Source organism: Variovorax sp. GW823-FHT04F07, assembly GCF_058795995.1.
The window spans coordinates 219,629-235,888 of sequence record NZ_JBXAIG010000001.1 but is presented as its reverse complement, the minus strand read 5'-3'; the positions used below and the strand labels follow the sequence as shown (position 1 = coordinate 235,888).

Sequence of the window (16,260 nt, the reverse complement as noted above, 5' to 3'; positions counted from 1 at the left end):
GACACAAGGACACAAGGAGACAGGACCCCATGCACATCGTCATCACCGGCGGCGCCGGCTTTCTCGGCGCGCGCCTGGCGCGCACCCTCCTGGCCCTGGGCCAGCTCTCGCTCGCCGGCGCGCCCGCCCGCGACATCGCCCGCATCACGCTGGTCGACCGCGCCCCGCCGCCGCCCGACCTCGCGGCCAACCCGCGCATCGCGGCCGCCACCGGCGACCTCAACGCCCAGCTGGCCGACGACGGCGCCACCTTCTGGCGCGAGGCCGACGCGGTGTTCCACCTCGCGGCCGCCGTCAGCGGCGAATGCGAGGCCGACTTCGACCTGGGCATGCGCAGCAACTTCGCCGCCACGCACGGCCTGCTCGAGAAGCTGCGCGCGCTCGGCACGCGCCCGGTGCTGGTGTTCTCCAGCTCGCTCGCCGTGTTCGGCGATTCACCCGAACAGCCGCTGCCCGCGCTCATCGACGACCACACGCTGCCCACGCCGCAGACCAGCTACGGCATCCAGAAATTCATCGGCGAGCAGCTGGTGGCCGACTACACGCGCAAGGGCTTCGTGCAGGGGCGCAGCGTGCGCCTCATGACGGTGAGCGTGCGCCCCGGCCTGCCCAACGGCGCGGCCTCGGGCTTCTTCAGCGGCATGATCCGCGAGCCGCTCGCCGGCCTGCGCGCGGCCTGCCCGGTGCCCGACGAGACGCCCGTGGCCATCGCCTCGCCGGCCCGGACCATCGAAGGCATCGTGCGCGCCGCCGAAGCGAGCGACGCCGACTGGGGCCCGCGCACCGCGCTCAACCTGCCCTCGCTGGCCACCACCGTGGGCGAAATGGCCGCCGCGCTCGAACGCGTGGCGGGCCGCGCCGCCACCGACCTGCTCGACCGCACACCCGACGCCGCCATCCGCCGCATCGTCAAAACCTGGCCCGGGCGCTTCGACACGCCGCGCGCCCGGGCCCTCGGCCTCACGGCCGACGAGAGCTTCGACGCGGTGATCCGCGCCTACGTCCGTGAAAGTCCCGACGCGGTCAAACTGGTTATTGGTGCATAGTCATTTCCTGACTTGCGCCTGACGCGCATCCGACCCCAAAACTCCCCGGAGACACCATGAAATTCGGCCACATCGCCGCCGCCTGCCTTTCGCTCGCCCTGGGCACCGCCGCCCTCGCGCAGCAACCCACCGTTCTCAAGATCGGCTATGCGACGTCCAAGGAATCGCACTACGGCGTGGGCTCCACCGTGTTCTGCGAAGAGGTCGAGAAGAACACCCAGAACCGCTTCAAGTGCCAGCACTTCGCCAACTCGGCGCTGGGCGGCGAGCGCGAGCAGATCGAAGCGATCCAGCTCGGCACGCAAGACCTGCTGAACACCTCGACCGGCCCCGTGGGCAACTTCGTGCCCGAGGTCAAGATCGTCGACATCCCCTTTCTGTTCCGCGACTACGACCACGCCCGCAAGGTCATGGACGGCCCCATCGGCCAGGACATCCTGACCAAGTTCCCGAGCAAGGGCATCATCGCGCTGGCCTGGACGGAAAACGGCTTCCGCCACATGACGAACAGCAAGCGCGACATCGTCAAGCCCACCGACGCGGCCGGCCTGAAGATGCGCACCATGGAAAACAAGGTGCACATGGACGGCTACCGCACCTTCGGCATCCTGCCCACGCCGATGGCCTTCCCCGAACTGTTCGGCGCGCTGCAGCAAGGCACGGTCGACGGCCAGGAAAACCCGATTCCGGTGATCCTGTCCTCGAAGTTCTCGCAGGTGCAAAAGCACCTGTCGCTCACGGGCCACGTCTACTCGCCGGCGCTGCTGCTGCTGTCGCCCAAGGTGTGGAACAAGCTCTCGGACGCCGACAAGAAGGTGTTCACCGAAGCGGCGAAGAAGGCCTCGATCGCACAGCGCAAGAAGGTCAACGACGACGAGAACAACGGCATCGCCCAGCTTGAGAAAGACGGCATGAAGGTCACGCGCACCGTCGACGGCGCGGCCTTCCGCGAAGCCCTGAAGCCGGCCTACGTGGGCTACGCCAAGGAATTCGGCGCCGACAACATCAAGAAGATCACGGACGTCAAGTAAGACCGCTCCGCCCCGACCGCGCCCGGCCCGCCTCAGTGTGCCGGGCGCTTCGCATTTCCGACACCACAGAGAACCACAACGTGCAAGCCTTCGAGCGCTACTTTCTCGCCGCCAACCGGTGGGCGCTGATCCTCCTGCTGGCGGCCATGTCCGTCATCATCTTCACCAACGTCGTGCTGCGCTACACCACGAACCAGTCGATCGAATGGGCCGAAGAGGTGTCGCGCCACATGATGATCTGGCTCACCTTCCTGGGCGCCGGGCCGGTGCTGCGCTACGGCGGCCACATCGCCGTCGAGAACCTGCAGGACGCCCTGCCCCGGCCCGCGGCCGTGGCGGTGCGCATCGTGGTGGCCGGGCTGCTGTTCGCCTTCTTCGGCTTCATGGTCTGGTACGGCTGGCTCTACATGGAACGCACGATGTTCCAGCTCACCGCCGTGACGCAGATTCCGTTCGCCTACATCTACAGCGCGATGCTGATCGGCGGCGTGCTGCTGATCGTGCACTGGCTGCTGGTGGTGCGCGGCTACGTGCTGAACCGCGAGTTCGCGTCCGACGCGCATTTCGACGCCAACGCGTCGGCCTCGCTGTAAGGAGAAGACCATGGATGCCAGCATTGTCCTGATCGTCTCCGCCTGCGTGTTCCTGGCCATCGGCGTGCCCGTGGCCTTCGCGCTCGGCCTGGCCACGGCCGCCACCCTGATCCTCGCGGAAAGCTACCCGCTGATGGTGCTGCTGAAGGAAACCTTCACCGGCATCGACAGCTTTCCGCTGATGGCCGTGCCTTTCTTCATCCTGGCCGCCGAGCTCATGAGCGGCGGCTCGCTCACCGAGGTGCTGCTGCGCTTCGCGGGCCAGTTCGTCGGCCACCGGCGCGGCGGGCTGGGCTACACCAACGTGGTGTCGCTGACCTTCTTCTCGGGCATCTCGGGCTCGGCGCTGGCCGACGCGGCCGGCCCCGGCTCGATGCTCATCAAGATGATGGACAAGGCCGGCTACGACCGCTCGTACGCGGCGGCGCTGACGGCCTCCACGGCCATCGTGGGGCCGATCATTCCGCCCTCGATCATCATGATCATCTACGCGCTGCAGGACGAGACCGTGTCGGTCGGCCAGCTGTTCGTGGCCGGCATCGTGCCGGGCATCCTGATCGCGGTGGCGATGTGCGTGGTGAACTTCTACGTCTCGAAGAAGCGCAACTACAAGGGCGACGGCCAGACGCCGCCGCTGCGCGAGATCCTCATCACGACGTGGAAGGCGATTCCCGCCATCCTGCTGCCGGTGGTGATCCTGGGCGGCATGCGCGCCGGCTGGTTCACGCCCACCGAGGCTTCGGTGGTGGCGGTGTTCTACGCGCTGGTGTGCGGCAAGTTCATCTACCGCACGCTCGAGTGGAAGATGCTGCCCGACATCCTGTCGCGCTCGGCCCTGCTGTCGGCGTCGGTGCTGATCATCATCGGGCTGTCGGCCTCGTTCGCCTGGGTGCTGACCATCGAGGGCATTCCGCAGCAGATGGCCGAATGGCTCATCAGCATGAACCTCTCGCCGTGGATGTTCCTGATCATCGTCAACGTGTTCCTACTCCTGTTCGGCATCTTCATCGAGCCGCTGCCGGGCGTGATGGTGCTGGCGCCGATCCTTGCGCCCGTGGCGATCAAGCTGGGCGTCGACCCGGTGCACTTCGCGATGATCGTGATCTTCAACCTCACGCTGGGCATGATCACGCCGCCGGTGGGCGGGCTGCTGTTCGTCACCTGCAACGTGTCGAAGGTGCCGATGTCGGCGCTGGTGAAGGAGCTGGTGCCCTTCCTGTGGGCGCACGGCGCGGTGCTGATGCTGCTGACCTTCGTGCCGATGCTCAGCACCTGGCTGCCGCGCGCGCTCGGGTTCAAGTAGCGGCGCAGGCCGCTCCCGCCCACGCCTTCACCTGCCTCAGGCCGGCGGATGCAGGTACTGGCTCGGCGGCACGCCGAGCGTGCGGCGGAACATCGCGGTGAAGGCGCTCGGGCTCTCGTAGCCGTGCGCCAGCGCCACCTCCAGGATCGACGCACCCGCGGCCAGCCGCGGCAGGCTCAGGAGCAGCCGCGCCTGGCGGCACCACGCGCCGAAGGTCATGCCAGTTTCGCGTTCGAACAACCGGGCCAGCGTGCGCGCGTTCATGTGCAGCCGCGCGGCCCAGCCGTCGAGCGTGGCGGGTTGCGCGGGGTCGCGGATCAGCGCCTCGCACAGCGCGGCCAGGCGCGCATGGCGCGGCATCGGCACATGCAGCGACAGCGCGGGCGCGGCCTCGATCTCGTCGAGGATCAGCTCCATCACGCGCTCGTCGCGCCCGCCCGGCGGGTAGTCCAGCGGCAGCGACACGGCCGCCACGATCAGCTCGCGCAACAGCGCCCCCACATGGATCACGCGGCACTCGGCCCCCAGGTCGGCGCGCGTGCCGGGCTCGACGAAGACCGTGCGCATCTTCACCTCGCCCGCCATGCGGATCTGGTGCGTCATGCCCGGCGGCACCCAGACGCCGCGCCCCGGCGGCACCACCCAGCTGCCGGCCGCGGCGCCGACCATCATCACGCCCGAGATCGCGTGGATGAGCTGCCCGCGCCGGTGCGCATGCGGCGGAATGAAGGCGTCGCCCGCCGGATCGGTGGCCAGCACGGCCACGGCGCGCGGGGTCGATTCGCCCTCGTCGGGGCGCAGATTCAGTTTGTCCATTTCACGACGATGTTTGCACATTCGTAGCGAGAACATCTTTCCGTGTCTTCCTACGATGGCTTTTCCTCCCTTTTTCTCAAACCGGACATCGAAGAAAGAAGCCATCGCATGAACACGCGCCGACTCGGGCTGCTCACCGGCACCCATGCCGTCAACGACCTCTACCAGGGCCTCGTGCCCGCGCTGCTGCCCTTCATGGTGCTGGAGCGCGGCTACAGCTACACGGCCGTGAGCGGCCTGATGCTGGCGGCCACCGGGCTGTCGAGCGTGGTGCAGCCGCTGTTCGGCCTGTACGCCGACCGCCACCCGCGCGCCTGGCTGGTGCCCGTGGGCTTCCTGGTGGCGGCGCTGGGCGTGGTGCTGGCGGGCCTGAGCCAGAGCTACCTGCTGACCTGGATCGCGGTCGCGCTGTGCGGGCTGGGCATCGCGGCCTACCACCCGCCCGCCACCGTGGCCGCGCGCGCGGCCGGCGGCGCCTCGCAGAAGGCGATGAGCGTGTTCTCGGTGGGCGGCACCATCGGCGCCTCGTTCGCGCCGGTGCTGGCGGCCACGGTCGTCGGCGGCGGCAGCCTGTCGCGCAGCTACCTGCTGGGCATTCCCGCGGTGGCGATGGGCTTGGTGTGGGTTGCGGCGAACGCACGGCGCAGCGCCGTCGCCAACAACGCGGCAGCAGCGGCAGCGCGCGCCGCGCAGGCCCGCGCCCAGGTGCTGAAGCCGCACAACGACTGGCGCGCCTTCAGCCTGCTGGTGGCGACCATCGTGGGCTGGTCGATCCCGTACGTCACGGTGCTGTCGATGCTCTCGCTGCGCATCACGCGCGACCTGCACGGCAGCACCTTCCAGGGCGCCGCGGCGCTCACCGCCTTCACCGCCGCAGGGGCCGTGGGCACGCTGGCCGGCGGCTGGCTCGGCGACCGCATCGGGCGCATGGGCACGATCCGCTGCGGCTACCTGCTCGCGCTGCCGGCCATGGCGGGCCTCGTGCTCGCCTCCACGCCCGGCGCGGCGCTGGCCTGCACCGCGTGGCTCGGCATGAGCATGTTCCTGCCCTTCGCCGCACAGGTGACGCTCGCGCAGGACTACCTGCCACGCAACCCGGCCACCGCCAGCGGCATCACGCTCGGCCTCGCGCTCTCGGTCGGCGGGCTGGTCTCGCCGCTGTTCGGCCTGCTGTCGGATGCGCGCGGGCTCGGCGTGACGCTCACGGTGGTGTTGTGCGTGCTGTGCGTGGCGACCGTGCTGGCCTTGCGGCTGCGCAACCGCACGGTGCAGGTGATGGCGGGCGAGGCTGCCGCGGTCTGAGTCCTCCCCCGCGCTCCTTGTGCACAGGGCACTGGGTGCTTCCCGCAGCGAAATCAAGGAGGAGCCGAAGGCGGGGGACATTCGCGGAGGGAAGCACCCGGTGTCCTGTGCACGCGCCCTGAACCACGGACCACCGAAATCCGTGGGCGATTCAACGCCGCACGCGCTCTCTTTCACTGCCAGAATCGACGCAAGCTTCGACGTCGAGCCTGACAGACAAGAAGAAGGAAAGAGAAGGACGCCATGCACCGAATCGTCGCCCAGGGCAGCAGCCTTGTCGCTGCCGGCTTGCTGGCCACCGCCGGTATCGCGGCCACGCCGGCCGCCGCGCCCGTTGCAGCCGTTGCACCAGCGGCCGCCCCCGCCAATCCCACCAATCCCACCAATCCCGTCACCCACCTCGCCGAAGTGGAAAGCGCCGTGCGCGCCTGGGCCGCCGCCTGGTCCGCGCGCGACGTGGAGCGCTACCTCGCAGCCTACGCGAGCGACTTCACCCCCGCGCGCGGCCAGACCCGCGAGCGCTGGGAGGCCGACCGGCGCGCCCGCATCACGGGCAAGTCGCGCATCAGCGTGGGCATCGAGGGGCTGGTGATCAGCGTCCAGGGCACCTCGGCCAGCGCGCAGTTCCGGCAGATTTACAGCGCCGACGCACTCACCGAGACCGACCGCAAGACGCTCGAGCTGCAGCGCGTGGGCCCGCGCTGGCTGATCCGCAAGGAGAGCGCGGGCAACTGACGCGCACCCCCTTGTCCCTGTAAGGCAAATGGTTCACGAAGATGTCACCACTTGCAACGATGCTGCAGCCTTCGACCTCCGAAAGCTGTGGCCGCCATGTTCCCCACCAAGACCGAGAAGGCACGCGACGAACTCCAGGCCGGGCAGCGCACGCTCAGTCAGCGTGAGCGCGCCTTGCTGCTCATGGCCGACGGCCGGCGCTCGCTGACCGACTTCAGCCCGCTGTTCCCCAGCCGCGTCGAGGCCGAGCAGGCGATCCAGGGGCTGATGCAGCGCGGCTACCTGCAGGTCGCGCGCCCGGTCGCGCCACCGCCCGCACCGGCCCCCACGCCCGTCCCCGCCGCCGAGCCGATCCAGGTCGCCACCTCGGCCGACAGCTTCGACGGCAAGCGCTCGCTGGCCACCACGCGCATGTTCCTGTTCGACATCTGCGAACGCATGTTCGTGCGCCGCGACCCGCGCTTCGCCAACCAGATGCGCGACGCCCTGCGCGAGGCGCGCGACCGCGAGGCCATGCTGACCATCGCCGCGCTGATGCTCTCCGAGATCGAGAAGGCCGCCGGCCCCGAGCGCGCCGACTCGCTGCGCGAGCGCATCGACAAGCTGCTGCCGCCGGCAGAAACCGTGCACTGAGCCGCCAGCCCCGGCCCCGCGATCCACTACACTCGCCGGGTCAGGAGAGAGCCCCGCGCGACGGGGCCGCCGAAGGCGCAGGGGTTCCCCGAACGCTCAGGCAAAAGGACTGACAAGACGCCGGCAACCACCGGCGTTTCCTTGCTGGAGAGAGGCCGTGGCATTGCACGCGGCCCACCGAAGGAGCAAACCCCGATCGTGGGGCGAATCTCTCAGGTAAAGCGGACAGCAGGGGTGGCCCGTGGCGTTGCAGCCATGGATTTCGACTGCCCCTTTGGAGTGCCCCGTGGCCGCTTCCTCCGCTTCCGACGCCCAACTTCTCAAGACCCCGCTGTACGACCTCCACGTCGAGTTGGGCGCCCGCATGGTGCCCTTCGCCGGCTACTCCATGCCCGTGCAGTACCCCGCCGGCCTCATGGCCGAGCACAAGCACACGCGCGACGCGGCCGGCCTGTTCGACATCTCGCACATGGGCCAGCTGCGCCTGGTCGGCCCTGACGCCGCCGCCGCGTTCGAAACCCTGATGCCCGTCGACGTGGTCGACCTGCCCGCCGGCAAGCAGCGCTACGGCCTGCTGCTGAACGACGAGGGCGGCATCCTCGACGACCTGATGTTCTTCAACGAAGGCAACGGTTCGCTCTTCGTGATCGTGAACGGCGCCTGCAAGGTGGCCGACATCGCCCACATCCAGGCCAGGATCGGCGCGCGCTGCCAGGTGCAGCCCCTGCCCGACCACGCGCTGCTGGCGCTGCAGGGCCCACAGGCCGCCGCCACGCTGGCACGCCTGTCGCCCGGCATCGAGCGCTTCGTGTTCATGACCGGCGGCGCGGTGCAGATCGGCGGCATCGCCGCCTTCGTCACCCGCAGCGGCTACACCGGCGAAGACGGCTTCGAGATTTCGGTGGCCGGCAAGGACGCCGACGCCCTCGCCCGCCTGCTGCTCGCACAGCCCGAGGTGAAGCCCGTCGGCCTGGGCGCGCGCAACTCGCTGCGGCTCGAAGCCGGCCTGTGCCTGTACGGCAACGACATCGACACCACCACCACCCCGGTCGAAGCCTCGCTCAACTGGGCGATCCAGAAAGTGCGCCGCGCCGGCGGCGCGCGCGAAGGCGGCTTCCCGGGCGCGGCCAAGGTGCTGGCCCAGCTGGCCGCCGTCGCCTCGGGCGCGGCCGGCCACACCGACCACAAGACGCTCACGCGCAAGCGGGTCGGCCTCGTGGCACTGGAACGCATCCCGGTGCGCGACGGCACGCTGCTGCAGTCGCTCGAAGGCCACGACATCGGCGCCGTCACCAGCGGCCTGCTCGGCCCCACGGCCGACCGCTGCGTGGCCATGGGCTACGTGGCCGCCGCCTTCGCCGAGCCCGGCACGCGCGTGCAGGCCATCGTGCGCGGCAAGCCGGTGCCGATGGAAGTCTCGACCATGCCCTTCGTGCCGACGCGCTACTACCGCGGCTGACCGACACTGAACCCCGCAGACCCGGCTAGGCTCTGCACCCCGATTCCATTTTTTCCACGAGGAGTTTTTTCATGAGCATCAAATACACCAAGGACCACGAATGGGTGGCGGCCGAAGGCGGCGCCGCCACCGTCGGCATCACCGTGCATGCGCAGGACGCGCTGGGCGACGTGGTGTTCGTCGACCTGCCTGAAGTGGGCAAGACCTTCGCGCAGGGCGAGGTCGCCGGTGTGGTCGAGTCGGTGAAGGCCGCCGCCGATGTGTTCATGCCCGTGTCGGGCGAGATCACCGAAGTCAACGAAGCGCTGCGCGCCGACCCGTCGCTGGCCAACAGCGACCCGCTGGCCGCCGGCTGGTTCTTCAAGGTCAAGCTGAGCGAGCCCGCGCAGCTCGACGCCCTGCTCGACGCCGCCAGCTACGACAAGTTCGCCGCCGAATCCTGATCCGCTGAACAGCAGCTTCCTCGCACCTTCGTTCCTTCTCCCCCGAGCCTTCACCGCCATGCCGATTCCCGCCCTTCCCTCTTTGCAAGAACTAGAGAACGCCGAAGAATTCCTCGCCCGCCACATCGGCATCGATGCGGCGGACGAGGCGCGCATGCTGCCGGTGATCGGCTCGGAAACGCGCGCGGAGCTCATCGACGGCATCGTGCCCGCGGCCATCCGCCGCGCCCGGCCGATGCGCCTGCCCGCGCCGGTCACCGAGGCCGACGCGCTGGCCGAGCTGAAGACGCTGGCGTCGAAGAACAAGGTGTTCAAGAGCTTCATCGGCCAGGGCTACTACGGCACCCACACGCCGGGCGTGATCCTGCGCAACATCCTGGAGAACCCCGCCTGGTACACCGCCTACACGCCCTACCAGGCCGAGATCTCGCAGGGCCGCATGGAAGCCCTGCTCAACTTCCAGACGATGGTGTGCGACCTCACGGGCATGGCCATCGCCAACGCCTCGATGCTCGACGAGGCCACGGCCGCCGCCGAGGCGATGACGCTCGCCAAGCGCAGCGTGAAGAGCAAGAGCAACGTGTTCCTCGTGTCGGGCGACTGCCACCCGCAGACCATCGAAGTCATCAAGACGCGCGCCGCGCCGCTGGGCATCGAGGTGAAGGTGAGCACCGTGTCGGAAACGCTGCCGCACCTGATGGTGAGCGGCGAATTCTTCGGCGTGCTCGCGCAGTACCCGGCCACCACCGGCCACGTGCACGACCTGCGCCCGCTCGCGGGCCATGCGCACCAGTGCGACGCCGCCTTCATCGTCGCGGCCGACCTGCTGGCGCTGACGCTGCTGGTCGCTCCCGGCGAGTTCGATGCCGACATCGTCTGCGGCACCACGCAGCGCTTCGGCATGCCGCTGTGCAACGGCGGCCCGCATGCCGCCTACCTCGCCTGCCGCGATTCGTTCAAGCGCTCGCTGCCCGGCCGCCTCGTCGGCGTGAGCGTCGACACGCATGGCCAGCCGGCCTACCGCCTCGCGCTGCAGACGCGCGAGCAGCACATCCGCCGCGAGAAGGCCACCTCGAACATCTGCACCGCGCAGGTGCTGCCGGCCGTGGTCGCCAGCATGTACGCCGTGTACCACGGCCCCGACGGCCTGACGCGCATCGCGCAGCGCGTGGCCGTGCTCACCGCCATCCTCGCCAAGGGCCTGTCGCAGATGGGCCGCGAGCCGGTGAACACCACCGCCTTCGACTCGCTGACGATCCGCACTGGCGACGACACGGCCGCGATCATCGAGCGCGCGCAGGCCGGCGGCGTCAACCTGCGCCAGCGCCTGCAGCAGCACCTGGGCATCTCGCTCGACGAAACCACCACGCGCGCCGACATCGAAACCCTGTGGGCCCTGTTCGTGCCCGCCGGCACCGCGATGCCGCGTTTCGACGAGCTGGCCGCCAACACCACGCCGCTGATTCCCGAGGACCTGCGCCGCACCAGCGCCTTCCTCACGCACCCGGTGTTCAACACCCACAAGAGCGAAACGGCGATGCTGCGCTACATCCGCAGCCTGTCGGACAAGGACCTCGCGCTCGACCGCAGCATGATCCCGCTGGGCAGCTGCACCATGAAGCTCAACGCAACCAGCGAGATGATCCCCATCACCTGGCCCGAGTTCGCCAACATCCACCCCTTCGCGCCCGCCGACCAGCTGCAGGGCTACGCCCAGCTCGACGCGCAGCTGCGCGCCTGGCTGTGCGAGGCCACCGGCTACGCGGGCATCAGCCTGCAGCCCAACGCGGGCTCGCAGGGCGAGTACGCGGGCCTGCTGGCCATCAAGTCCTTCCACGAAGCCAAGGGCCAGGGCCATCGCAACATCTGCCTGATTCCCTCGTCGGCGCACGGCACCAACCCGGCCAGCGCCCAGATGGTGGGCCTGCAGGTGGTGGTGACGGCCTGCGACGCGCAGGGCAACGTCGACATGGACGACCTCAAGCGCGCCTGCGAGAAGCACAGCGCCCACCTGGCCGCCGTGATGATCACCTACCCCAGCACGCACGGCGTGTTCGAAACCCGCGTGAAGGAACTGTGCGAGCTCGTGCATGAGCACGGCGGCCGCGTGTACGTCGACGGCGCCAACATGAACGCACTGGTCGGCGTGGCCGCGCCGGGCGAGTTCGGCGGCGACGTGAGCCACCTGAACCTGCACAAGACCTTCTGCATTCCGCACGGCGGTGGCGGCCCGGGCGTCGGCCCGGTCTGCGTGGTCGAAGACCTCGTGCCCTACCTGCCGGGCCACGCCACGGCCGGCGTGCCCTCGAACGGCGTGGGCGCCGTGTCGGCCGCGCCGCTGGGCAACGCGGCCGTGCTGCCGATCAGCTGGATGTACTGCCGCATGATGGGCGCCAAGGGCCTGCAGGCCGCGACCGAGACGGCCATCCTCAGCGCCAACTACATCAGCGCGCGCCTGAAGGACCACTACCCCACGCTGTACGCGAGCCCCAACGGCCACGTCGCGCACGAGTGCATCCTCGATCTGCGTCCGCTCAAGGACACCAGCGGCGTCACCGCCGAAGACGTGGCCAAGCGCCTGATCGACTACGGCTTCCACGCGCCCACGCTGAGCTTCCCCGTGCCCGGCACGCTGATGGTGGAGCCCACCGAAAGCGAACCGCTGGCCGAGCTCGACCGCTTCGTCGACGCGATGATCGCCATCCGCGGCGAGATCCGCCGCGTGGAAGAAGGCGTCTGGTCCAAGGACGACAACCCGCTCAAGCACGCGCCGCACACCGCCGCCAGCCTGCTCGGCACGGAGTGGAGCCACCCCTACTCGCGCGAACTCGGCGCGTTCCCGCTGGCCGAACTCAAGCAGGCCAAGTACTGGCCGCCGATCGGGCGCGTCGACAACGTCTACGGCGACCGCAACCTGTTCTGCAGCTGCGTGCCGGTGGGCGAGTACCAGGAAACCGAAGAGGCCTGACGAAGGCGCGGCGGCGCAAGCCGCCCGCCGTTCAGCCTTCGCGCTGGTACATCGCCCACTTCACGGTGAGCAGGTCCGCGGCGATCTTCGCGGCGTTCACACCCGCGTAGGTTTCGGACGGATCGAACGCGAAGGCCGCCTGGTAGCGCTTGATGTGCGCGTAGTCCCGATCAAAGGTCATCGGGCCCATGAGTTCGGTCGGGTCGGTGCCGGCGGGAAGCGCCAGGAATTTCCCGGGGTCGGTGGTGCTCTGGTAAAGATCGACGCTCATCAGGTTCATGGCTTGCCCTCGAAGTCGTAGGCGCAAATCATCTCGACCCTTCGCGCCGCATGCAATCGGCCCGCGCCTACAGGGCGCGCAGGCGGGGCGCTGTCAGTGCATCGCGCCTCAGGGCTGCTTCTTCTTCGCGATCTCGCCGGTGGCGATCTGCGCGCGCAGCCCGCGCAGGCTGGCCTTCATCTTGCGCTCGTTCTCGGGCCCCATGCGCACCAGGATCTTCTGGCCGGCCGAGAGCGATTCGAGCTTCGGATCGGCGTACTCGTAGCGCACCCAGGGCCGCTGCGAGGGAATGTCGCCCTTCACCTCGACCAGCTTCACCTGCACCGGCCCCGTGGGCTCGGGCGCCTGCAGCAGGTGGTCGATCACGGCGATGAAGCGGTCGTTGAAGTAGCGCCCCGGGTAGCCCAGCTCTTCGTACGCCTGCTGGAACAGCGGGTACAGCCGCGCATACACCGCCGCCGCCTTGGCCGGATCGACCGACCCGGCCAGCATCACGATGCCGTTGTAGCGCGCGGCGTTGTTCGCCGCGATGGTCTGCACGCCGCCCTGCTGCGGCCCGTCGGTGATGAAGCGCTGCGGCGCGGGCTGCACGGGCCACTTGCTGGCGGGTGCCTGCTCGCGCGGCAGGTTGTCGACGGTGGCGACGAAGCGCCGCACCACGCCGTCGGGCTGCAGGTAGGCCGCCACGGCCTTGCCGCCCAGCAGCTCGGTGAGCGCCTTCATCACGCGCGCATCGGAACTGGCCAGTGCGGGCAACGCGGCATCGGGCGGGGCCAGCGCCTCGACCGGGTTCTGCGGGCCCTTCGGCTCTTCCACCTTGGGCGGCTCGGGGGGCGCGTCGTTCGGGGCGACGGCCACGGGCGCGGTCGGCAACGGCGCCAGTTGCTGCTGCTGGTACCAGCGCCAGCCGAAATAAGCCGCCACCAGCACGACCAGCGCCAGGCCGACGATGGTGCCCATCGGCGCTTCCTTGCGGGGTCGGAATTCGGGGGTGTCGCGGGGGGAGTCGGCGTCGGACATGGGCGGTTTCCTTTTGCGGGATGGCAGTGGGGAGACGAAAGGCAATGGTGCACCAGGATGGCCTGCACGGCCCGCACGATCGCCACGTTCTCGTAACCCCCTGTGACGCCCCACCCGCGCCGAAGTTCAGTCGCTCACGCTGTCACTCGCCGCCGATGCGCACCACATGCGCCTCGCGCGGATCGACGCGGCCCGCGTGCAGGTCGGCGATCACGGCCTGCGCATGCGCGAAGCCGCGGCCCTGCGCCAGCGTCATCCAGCGGTTGCCCGGGCGGCTGAGCTCGGCGATGAAGCGGCCCTGCGCATCGTTGAAGCGGCGGTTGACCTCCTGCGGCCCCCAGTCGGCATTGCGCTTTCGGATCTGCACGGGCGCGAAGTAGAGCTTCGGCGTGGGGCCGGGCAGCGCGCTGGTGTCGCCGAGAAACTCGGTCTTCTGCGCCGAGCCCGCATAGCAGTCGTACACCAGCGATTCACCGAAGTGGTGGTGCACGGTGGCGCGCAGGTCGTCGTGGCCCGCGAAGTCGACGTACAGCGTGGGCACGTCGGCCGCGAGCGTGGCGATCTCGTCGTAGGCCACCGTGCGGTCGTAGCAGCCCAGCGCTTCGACGAAGGCGCGGTTGCCTTCCGAGGTGGCGGCGATCAGCTGCAGGCCTTCACGCCGGCCGAGGCAGAAGGCCGTGCCGAACGCCGTCTTGCTCGATGCGCTCGACACCACGACCTGCGTCGCGCCGAAGAAGGCGTTGTCTTCGAGAAAGTCGGCCAGCATGAACGAGGTGATGAACAGCGGACGCACCAGCATCTGGTAGTCCTCCAGCGCGGCGACGTAGCCCGCGTCGTGGCTGCAGCGCATGTACTGGTTGTAGGCCGACACCAGCTCGCTGCGGTGCGCCGCGCCGTCGTAGAAGCCGCGCGGCGTCACGCGCACCGGCTGCATGCGCAGGTGGCTCGCGATGGGAAAGTAGCCGTAGAAGCGTTCGCCCACCGCCACGCCTTCGACATTCGAGGCCACCACGTCGGCAAAGCCCCAGGCCGGCATGTGGCCCCAGTCGGCATCGCCGGTGGGAAAGAACTGCCAGTACTTCATCACCGCATCGCCGAAGGCCGCGTAGGTGATGTTGTTGGTGGTGAGCGAGAAGCGCTCGATCTGCATCAGCACCTCGCCCGGCTGCAGGCTGCCGTCGTCTTCCGAAGTGACGATGCGGGTGGTTCCGAGTGCGTTCTTGCGCGTTTCGAGGCGGGTTAAAGTGAATGCGTTGTTCATTCGCAAACTGTAGGACGGCCCGCTTCGCCGCGGGTTCGGAAACCCGGTCCATGCCCGCCGCACCCCGCTCCAAGCCCCTGAAACGCCCCACGCAGGCGCGCGGCAAGTTCACCGTGCAGGCGATCTACGACGCCTTTGTTCGGATTTGGCGCGCGCAGGGCTGGGAAGGCGTGACCACGCGCGCCGTGGCGCTCGAAACCGGCATCGCCGTCGGCACCTTCTACGACTACTTTCCCGACAAGGAAGCCCTGCTCTCGGGCTATGTGCGCCACTGCGTCGAGGCGCTGCTGGCGCGGCTCGACGCGGACGTGATCGCGCCACCCGACATCGACTGGCGCGAACGCACGCAGCGCCTCGTGCGCCTCACCTGCGACACGCGCATCGACGAATTGCCCGCCTTCGACCACGAGATGCTGATGCTCGAACACCGCGTGGCCGAACCCAAGCACCATCGGCGCGTGTACGACGAGTTGCTCGCGCGCTGGACGCAGGCCTTCGCCGCCTGCCGCGACCTGCAGCCGCCGCCCTCGCCCGCCGCCGTGCAGGCGCTGCTGACCGCCGCCTGGGGCGGGCGCCGCTACCGGCTGCTGGTGCAGCCCGACGATGCGGCGGGGGATGCCTGGATCGACGAGATGGAAGCGATGGTCAGGGCGCGGCTGTTGGCGCGCTGAGCGCCTGCAGCCACGCCAGCGTGCCCTGCAGCTCGGCCGGGCGGATCTCGTGCGCGCCCGGGAAATCCGAGCCCGACAGCGCCAGCGGCAGCCCGCGCGCCAGCTCGCGCGTGGCCTGTGCGGCGCTCGGCGGAATCACGTTGTCGGCGCTGCCGTGGCTCACCCACAGCGCCTTGCCCGCGAAGGCCTCGGGCGGTGCGATGTGCGGCACCACCTCGGGCAGCAGCCGGCTGTGCCACACCAGCGCGGCGCGCAGCTTCTCGGGCTGCGTGAGCAGCAGCGACAGCGACATGATCCCGCCCTGGCTGAAGCCGCCGACCACCACGCGCTCGGGCGGGATGCCCAGCTGCTGCGACGCCGACGTGACCATCTCGCCGATGAGGAAGCGGCTTTCGCGCTCCTGTTCTTCGTCGATGCGGCGCCCGCCGTCGGCCAGCACCTGGAACTCGAACCACGCGTAGGAACCGGGCGACAGCACGTACGGCGCGCGCAGGCTCAGCACGTGGAACTGCGGCGGCATCATGCGCGCCAGGCCGAACAGGTCCTGCTCGTTGCTGCCCACGCCGTGCATCAGCACGAGCAGCCAGGGTTCAGGGCCGCCCGAGGGTGCGGGATGGTGCAGGAACTGCAGGGGCAGGTGGAGCGATGTCATGGGTCGGAAGGGTCTCGAAAGCCTCGAAAAAATGACGGACGGCGCGG

16 protein-coding genes and 2 riboswitches are annotated in these 16,260 nt (G+C 69.3%); of the genes, 11 read left to right on the top strand and 5 right to left on the bottom strand.

The annotated features are described in order from the left end of the window. Positions 1 to 29: 29 nt before the first annotated feature. From denD to AC1RAA_RS01095, 4 genes are all read left to right on the top strand, one after another. The gene (gene denD / locus AC1RAA_RS01110) at positions 30 to 1,046 is read left to right on the top strand and encodes a D-erythronate dehydrogenase (protein ID WP_070059377.1); all 1,017 of its coding nucleotides are present in this window, start codon (positions 30 to 32) and stop codon (positions 1,044 to 1,046) included. Positions 1,047 to 1,102: 56 nt separating this feature from the next. Continuing rightward, complete coding sequence (locus AC1RAA_RS01105) at positions 1,103 to 2,077, top strand: TRAP transporter substrate-binding protein (protein WP_095744873.1); 975 nt, start codon at positions 1,103 to 1,105, stop codon at positions 2,075 to 2,077. Positions 2,078 to 2,157: 80 nt separating this feature from the next. Next, positions 2,158 to 2,670 carry a TRAP transporter small permease gene (locus AC1RAA_RS01100; protein ID WP_062474469.1) on the top strand — a complete coding sequence of 171 codons (513 nt, stop codon included), beginning with the start codon at positions 2,158 to 2,160 and terminating at the stop codon, positions 2,668 to 2,670. Between the two features lie 10 nt (positions 2,671 to 2,680). Next, positions 2,681 to 3,973 carry a TRAP transporter large permease gene (locus AC1RAA_RS01095; protein WP_062474420.1) on the top strand — a complete coding sequence of 431 codons (1,293 nt, stop codon included), beginning with the start codon at positions 2,681 to 2,683 and terminating at the stop codon, positions 3,971 to 3,973. 36 nt (positions 3,974 to 4,009) lie between these two features. Here AC1RAA_RS01095 and AC1RAA_RS01090 read toward each other — a convergent pair whose 3' ends face one another. Then, positions 4,010 to 4,789: an AraC family transcriptional regulator gene (locus AC1RAA_RS01090; protein ID WP_062474418.1), complete on the bottom strand. Its 780-nt coding sequence runs from the start codon at positions 4,787 to 4,789 to the stop codon at positions 4,010 to 4,012. 108 nt (positions 4,790 to 4,897) lie between these two features. On the opposite strand from AC1RAA_RS01090, the gene AC1RAA_RS01085 reads away from it, so the two are divergent. The 6 genes from AC1RAA_RS01085 to gcvP all read left to right on the top strand — a co-directional run bounded on the left by AC1RAA_RS01085 (position 4,898) and on the right by gcvP (position 12,329). Continuing rightward, the gene (locus AC1RAA_RS01085) at positions 4,898 to 6,091 is read left to right on the top strand and encodes an MFS transporter (protein ID WP_492726013.1); all 1,194 of its coding nucleotides are present in this window, start codon (positions 4,898 to 4,900) and stop codon (positions 6,089 to 6,091) included. A gap of 243 nt (positions 6,092 to 6,334) precedes the next feature. Beyond that, complete coding sequence (locus AC1RAA_RS01080) at positions 6,335 to 6,826, top strand: L,D-transpeptidase Cds6 family protein (RefSeq protein ID WP_492726011.1); 492 nt, start codon at positions 6,335 to 6,337, stop codon at positions 6,824 to 6,826. A gap of 96 nt (positions 6,827 to 6,922) precedes the next feature. Further along, entirely contained in the window at positions 6,923 to 7,459 is a 537-nt protein-coding gene (locus tag AC1RAA_RS01075) for a hypothetical protein (RefSeq protein WP_062474467.1), read from the top strand. A 31-nt stretch (positions 7,460 to 7,490) separates the two neighbouring features. Continuing rightward, a riboswitch (glycine riboswitch) is annotated at positions 7,491 to 7,581 on the top strand. Positions 7,582 to 7,593: 12 nt separating this feature from the next. Beyond that, positions 7,594 to 7,698, top strand: a riboswitch (glycine riboswitch). 47 nt (positions 7,699 to 7,745) lie between these two features. Next, positions 7,746 to 8,918 carry a glycine cleavage system aminomethyltransferase GcvT gene (gene gcvT, locus AC1RAA_RS01070; RefSeq protein ID WP_492726009.1) on the top strand — a complete coding sequence of 391 codons (1,173 nt, stop codon included), beginning with the start codon at positions 7,746 to 7,748 and terminating at the stop codon, positions 8,916 to 8,918. Between the two features lie 71 nt (positions 8,919 to 8,989). After that, positions 8,990 to 9,361 (top strand): glycine cleavage system protein GcvH, encoded by a 372-nt coding sequence (gene gcvH, locus AC1RAA_RS01065; protein WP_062474411.1) that lies wholly within the window; start codon positions 8,990 to 8,992, stop codon positions 9,359 to 9,361. A 58-nt stretch (positions 9,362 to 9,419) separates the two neighbouring features. Then, positions 9,420 to 12,329: an aminomethyl-transferring glycine dehydrogenase gene (gene gcvP, locus AC1RAA_RS01060; protein WP_492726007.1), complete on the top strand. Its 2,910-nt coding sequence runs from the start codon at positions 9,420 to 9,422 to the stop codon at positions 12,327 to 12,329. A 31-nt stretch (positions 12,330 to 12,360) separates the two neighbouring features. Here gcvP and AC1RAA_RS01055 read toward each other — a convergent pair whose 3' ends face one another. The 3 genes from AC1RAA_RS01055 to AC1RAA_RS01045 all read right to left on the bottom strand — a co-directional run bounded on the left by AC1RAA_RS01055 (position 12,361) and on the right by AC1RAA_RS01045 (position 14,890). Then, complete coding sequence (locus AC1RAA_RS01055) at positions 12,361 to 12,609, bottom strand: hypothetical protein (RefSeq protein ID WP_095744869.1); 249 nt, start codon at positions 12,607 to 12,609, stop codon at positions 12,361 to 12,363. A 108-nt stretch (positions 12,610 to 12,717) separates the two neighbouring features. Then, positions 12,718 to 13,629 (bottom strand): DUF3014 domain-containing protein, encoded by a 912-nt coding sequence (locus AC1RAA_RS01050; protein WP_492726005.1) that lies wholly within the window; start codon positions 13,627 to 13,629, stop codon positions 12,718 to 12,720. A gap of 142 nt (positions 13,630 to 13,771) precedes the next feature. Further along, the gene (locus AC1RAA_RS01045; protein WP_492726003.1) at positions 13,772 to 14,890 is read right to left on the bottom strand and encodes a DUF2855 family protein; all 1,119 of its coding nucleotides are present in this window, start codon (positions 14,888 to 14,890) and stop codon (positions 13,772 to 13,774) included. A gap of 50 nt (positions 14,891 to 14,940) precedes the next feature. On the opposite strand from AC1RAA_RS01045, the gene AC1RAA_RS01040 reads away from it, so the two are divergent. Beyond that, complete coding sequence (locus tag AC1RAA_RS01040; protein WP_492726001.1) at positions 14,941 to 15,561, top strand: TetR/AcrR family transcriptional regulator; 621 nt, start codon at positions 14,941 to 14,943, stop codon at positions 15,559 to 15,561. Here AC1RAA_RS01040 and AC1RAA_RS01035 read toward each other — a convergent pair. After that, the gene (locus AC1RAA_RS01035) at positions 15,536 to 16,213 is read right to left on the bottom strand and encodes an alpha/beta hydrolase (protein WP_070059384.1); all 678 of its coding nucleotides are present in this window, start codon (positions 16,211 to 16,213) and stop codon (positions 15,536 to 15,538) included. The genes AC1RAA_RS01040 and AC1RAA_RS01035 overlap by 26 nt on opposite strands. Positions 16,214 to 16,260 lie beyond the last annotated feature (47 nt).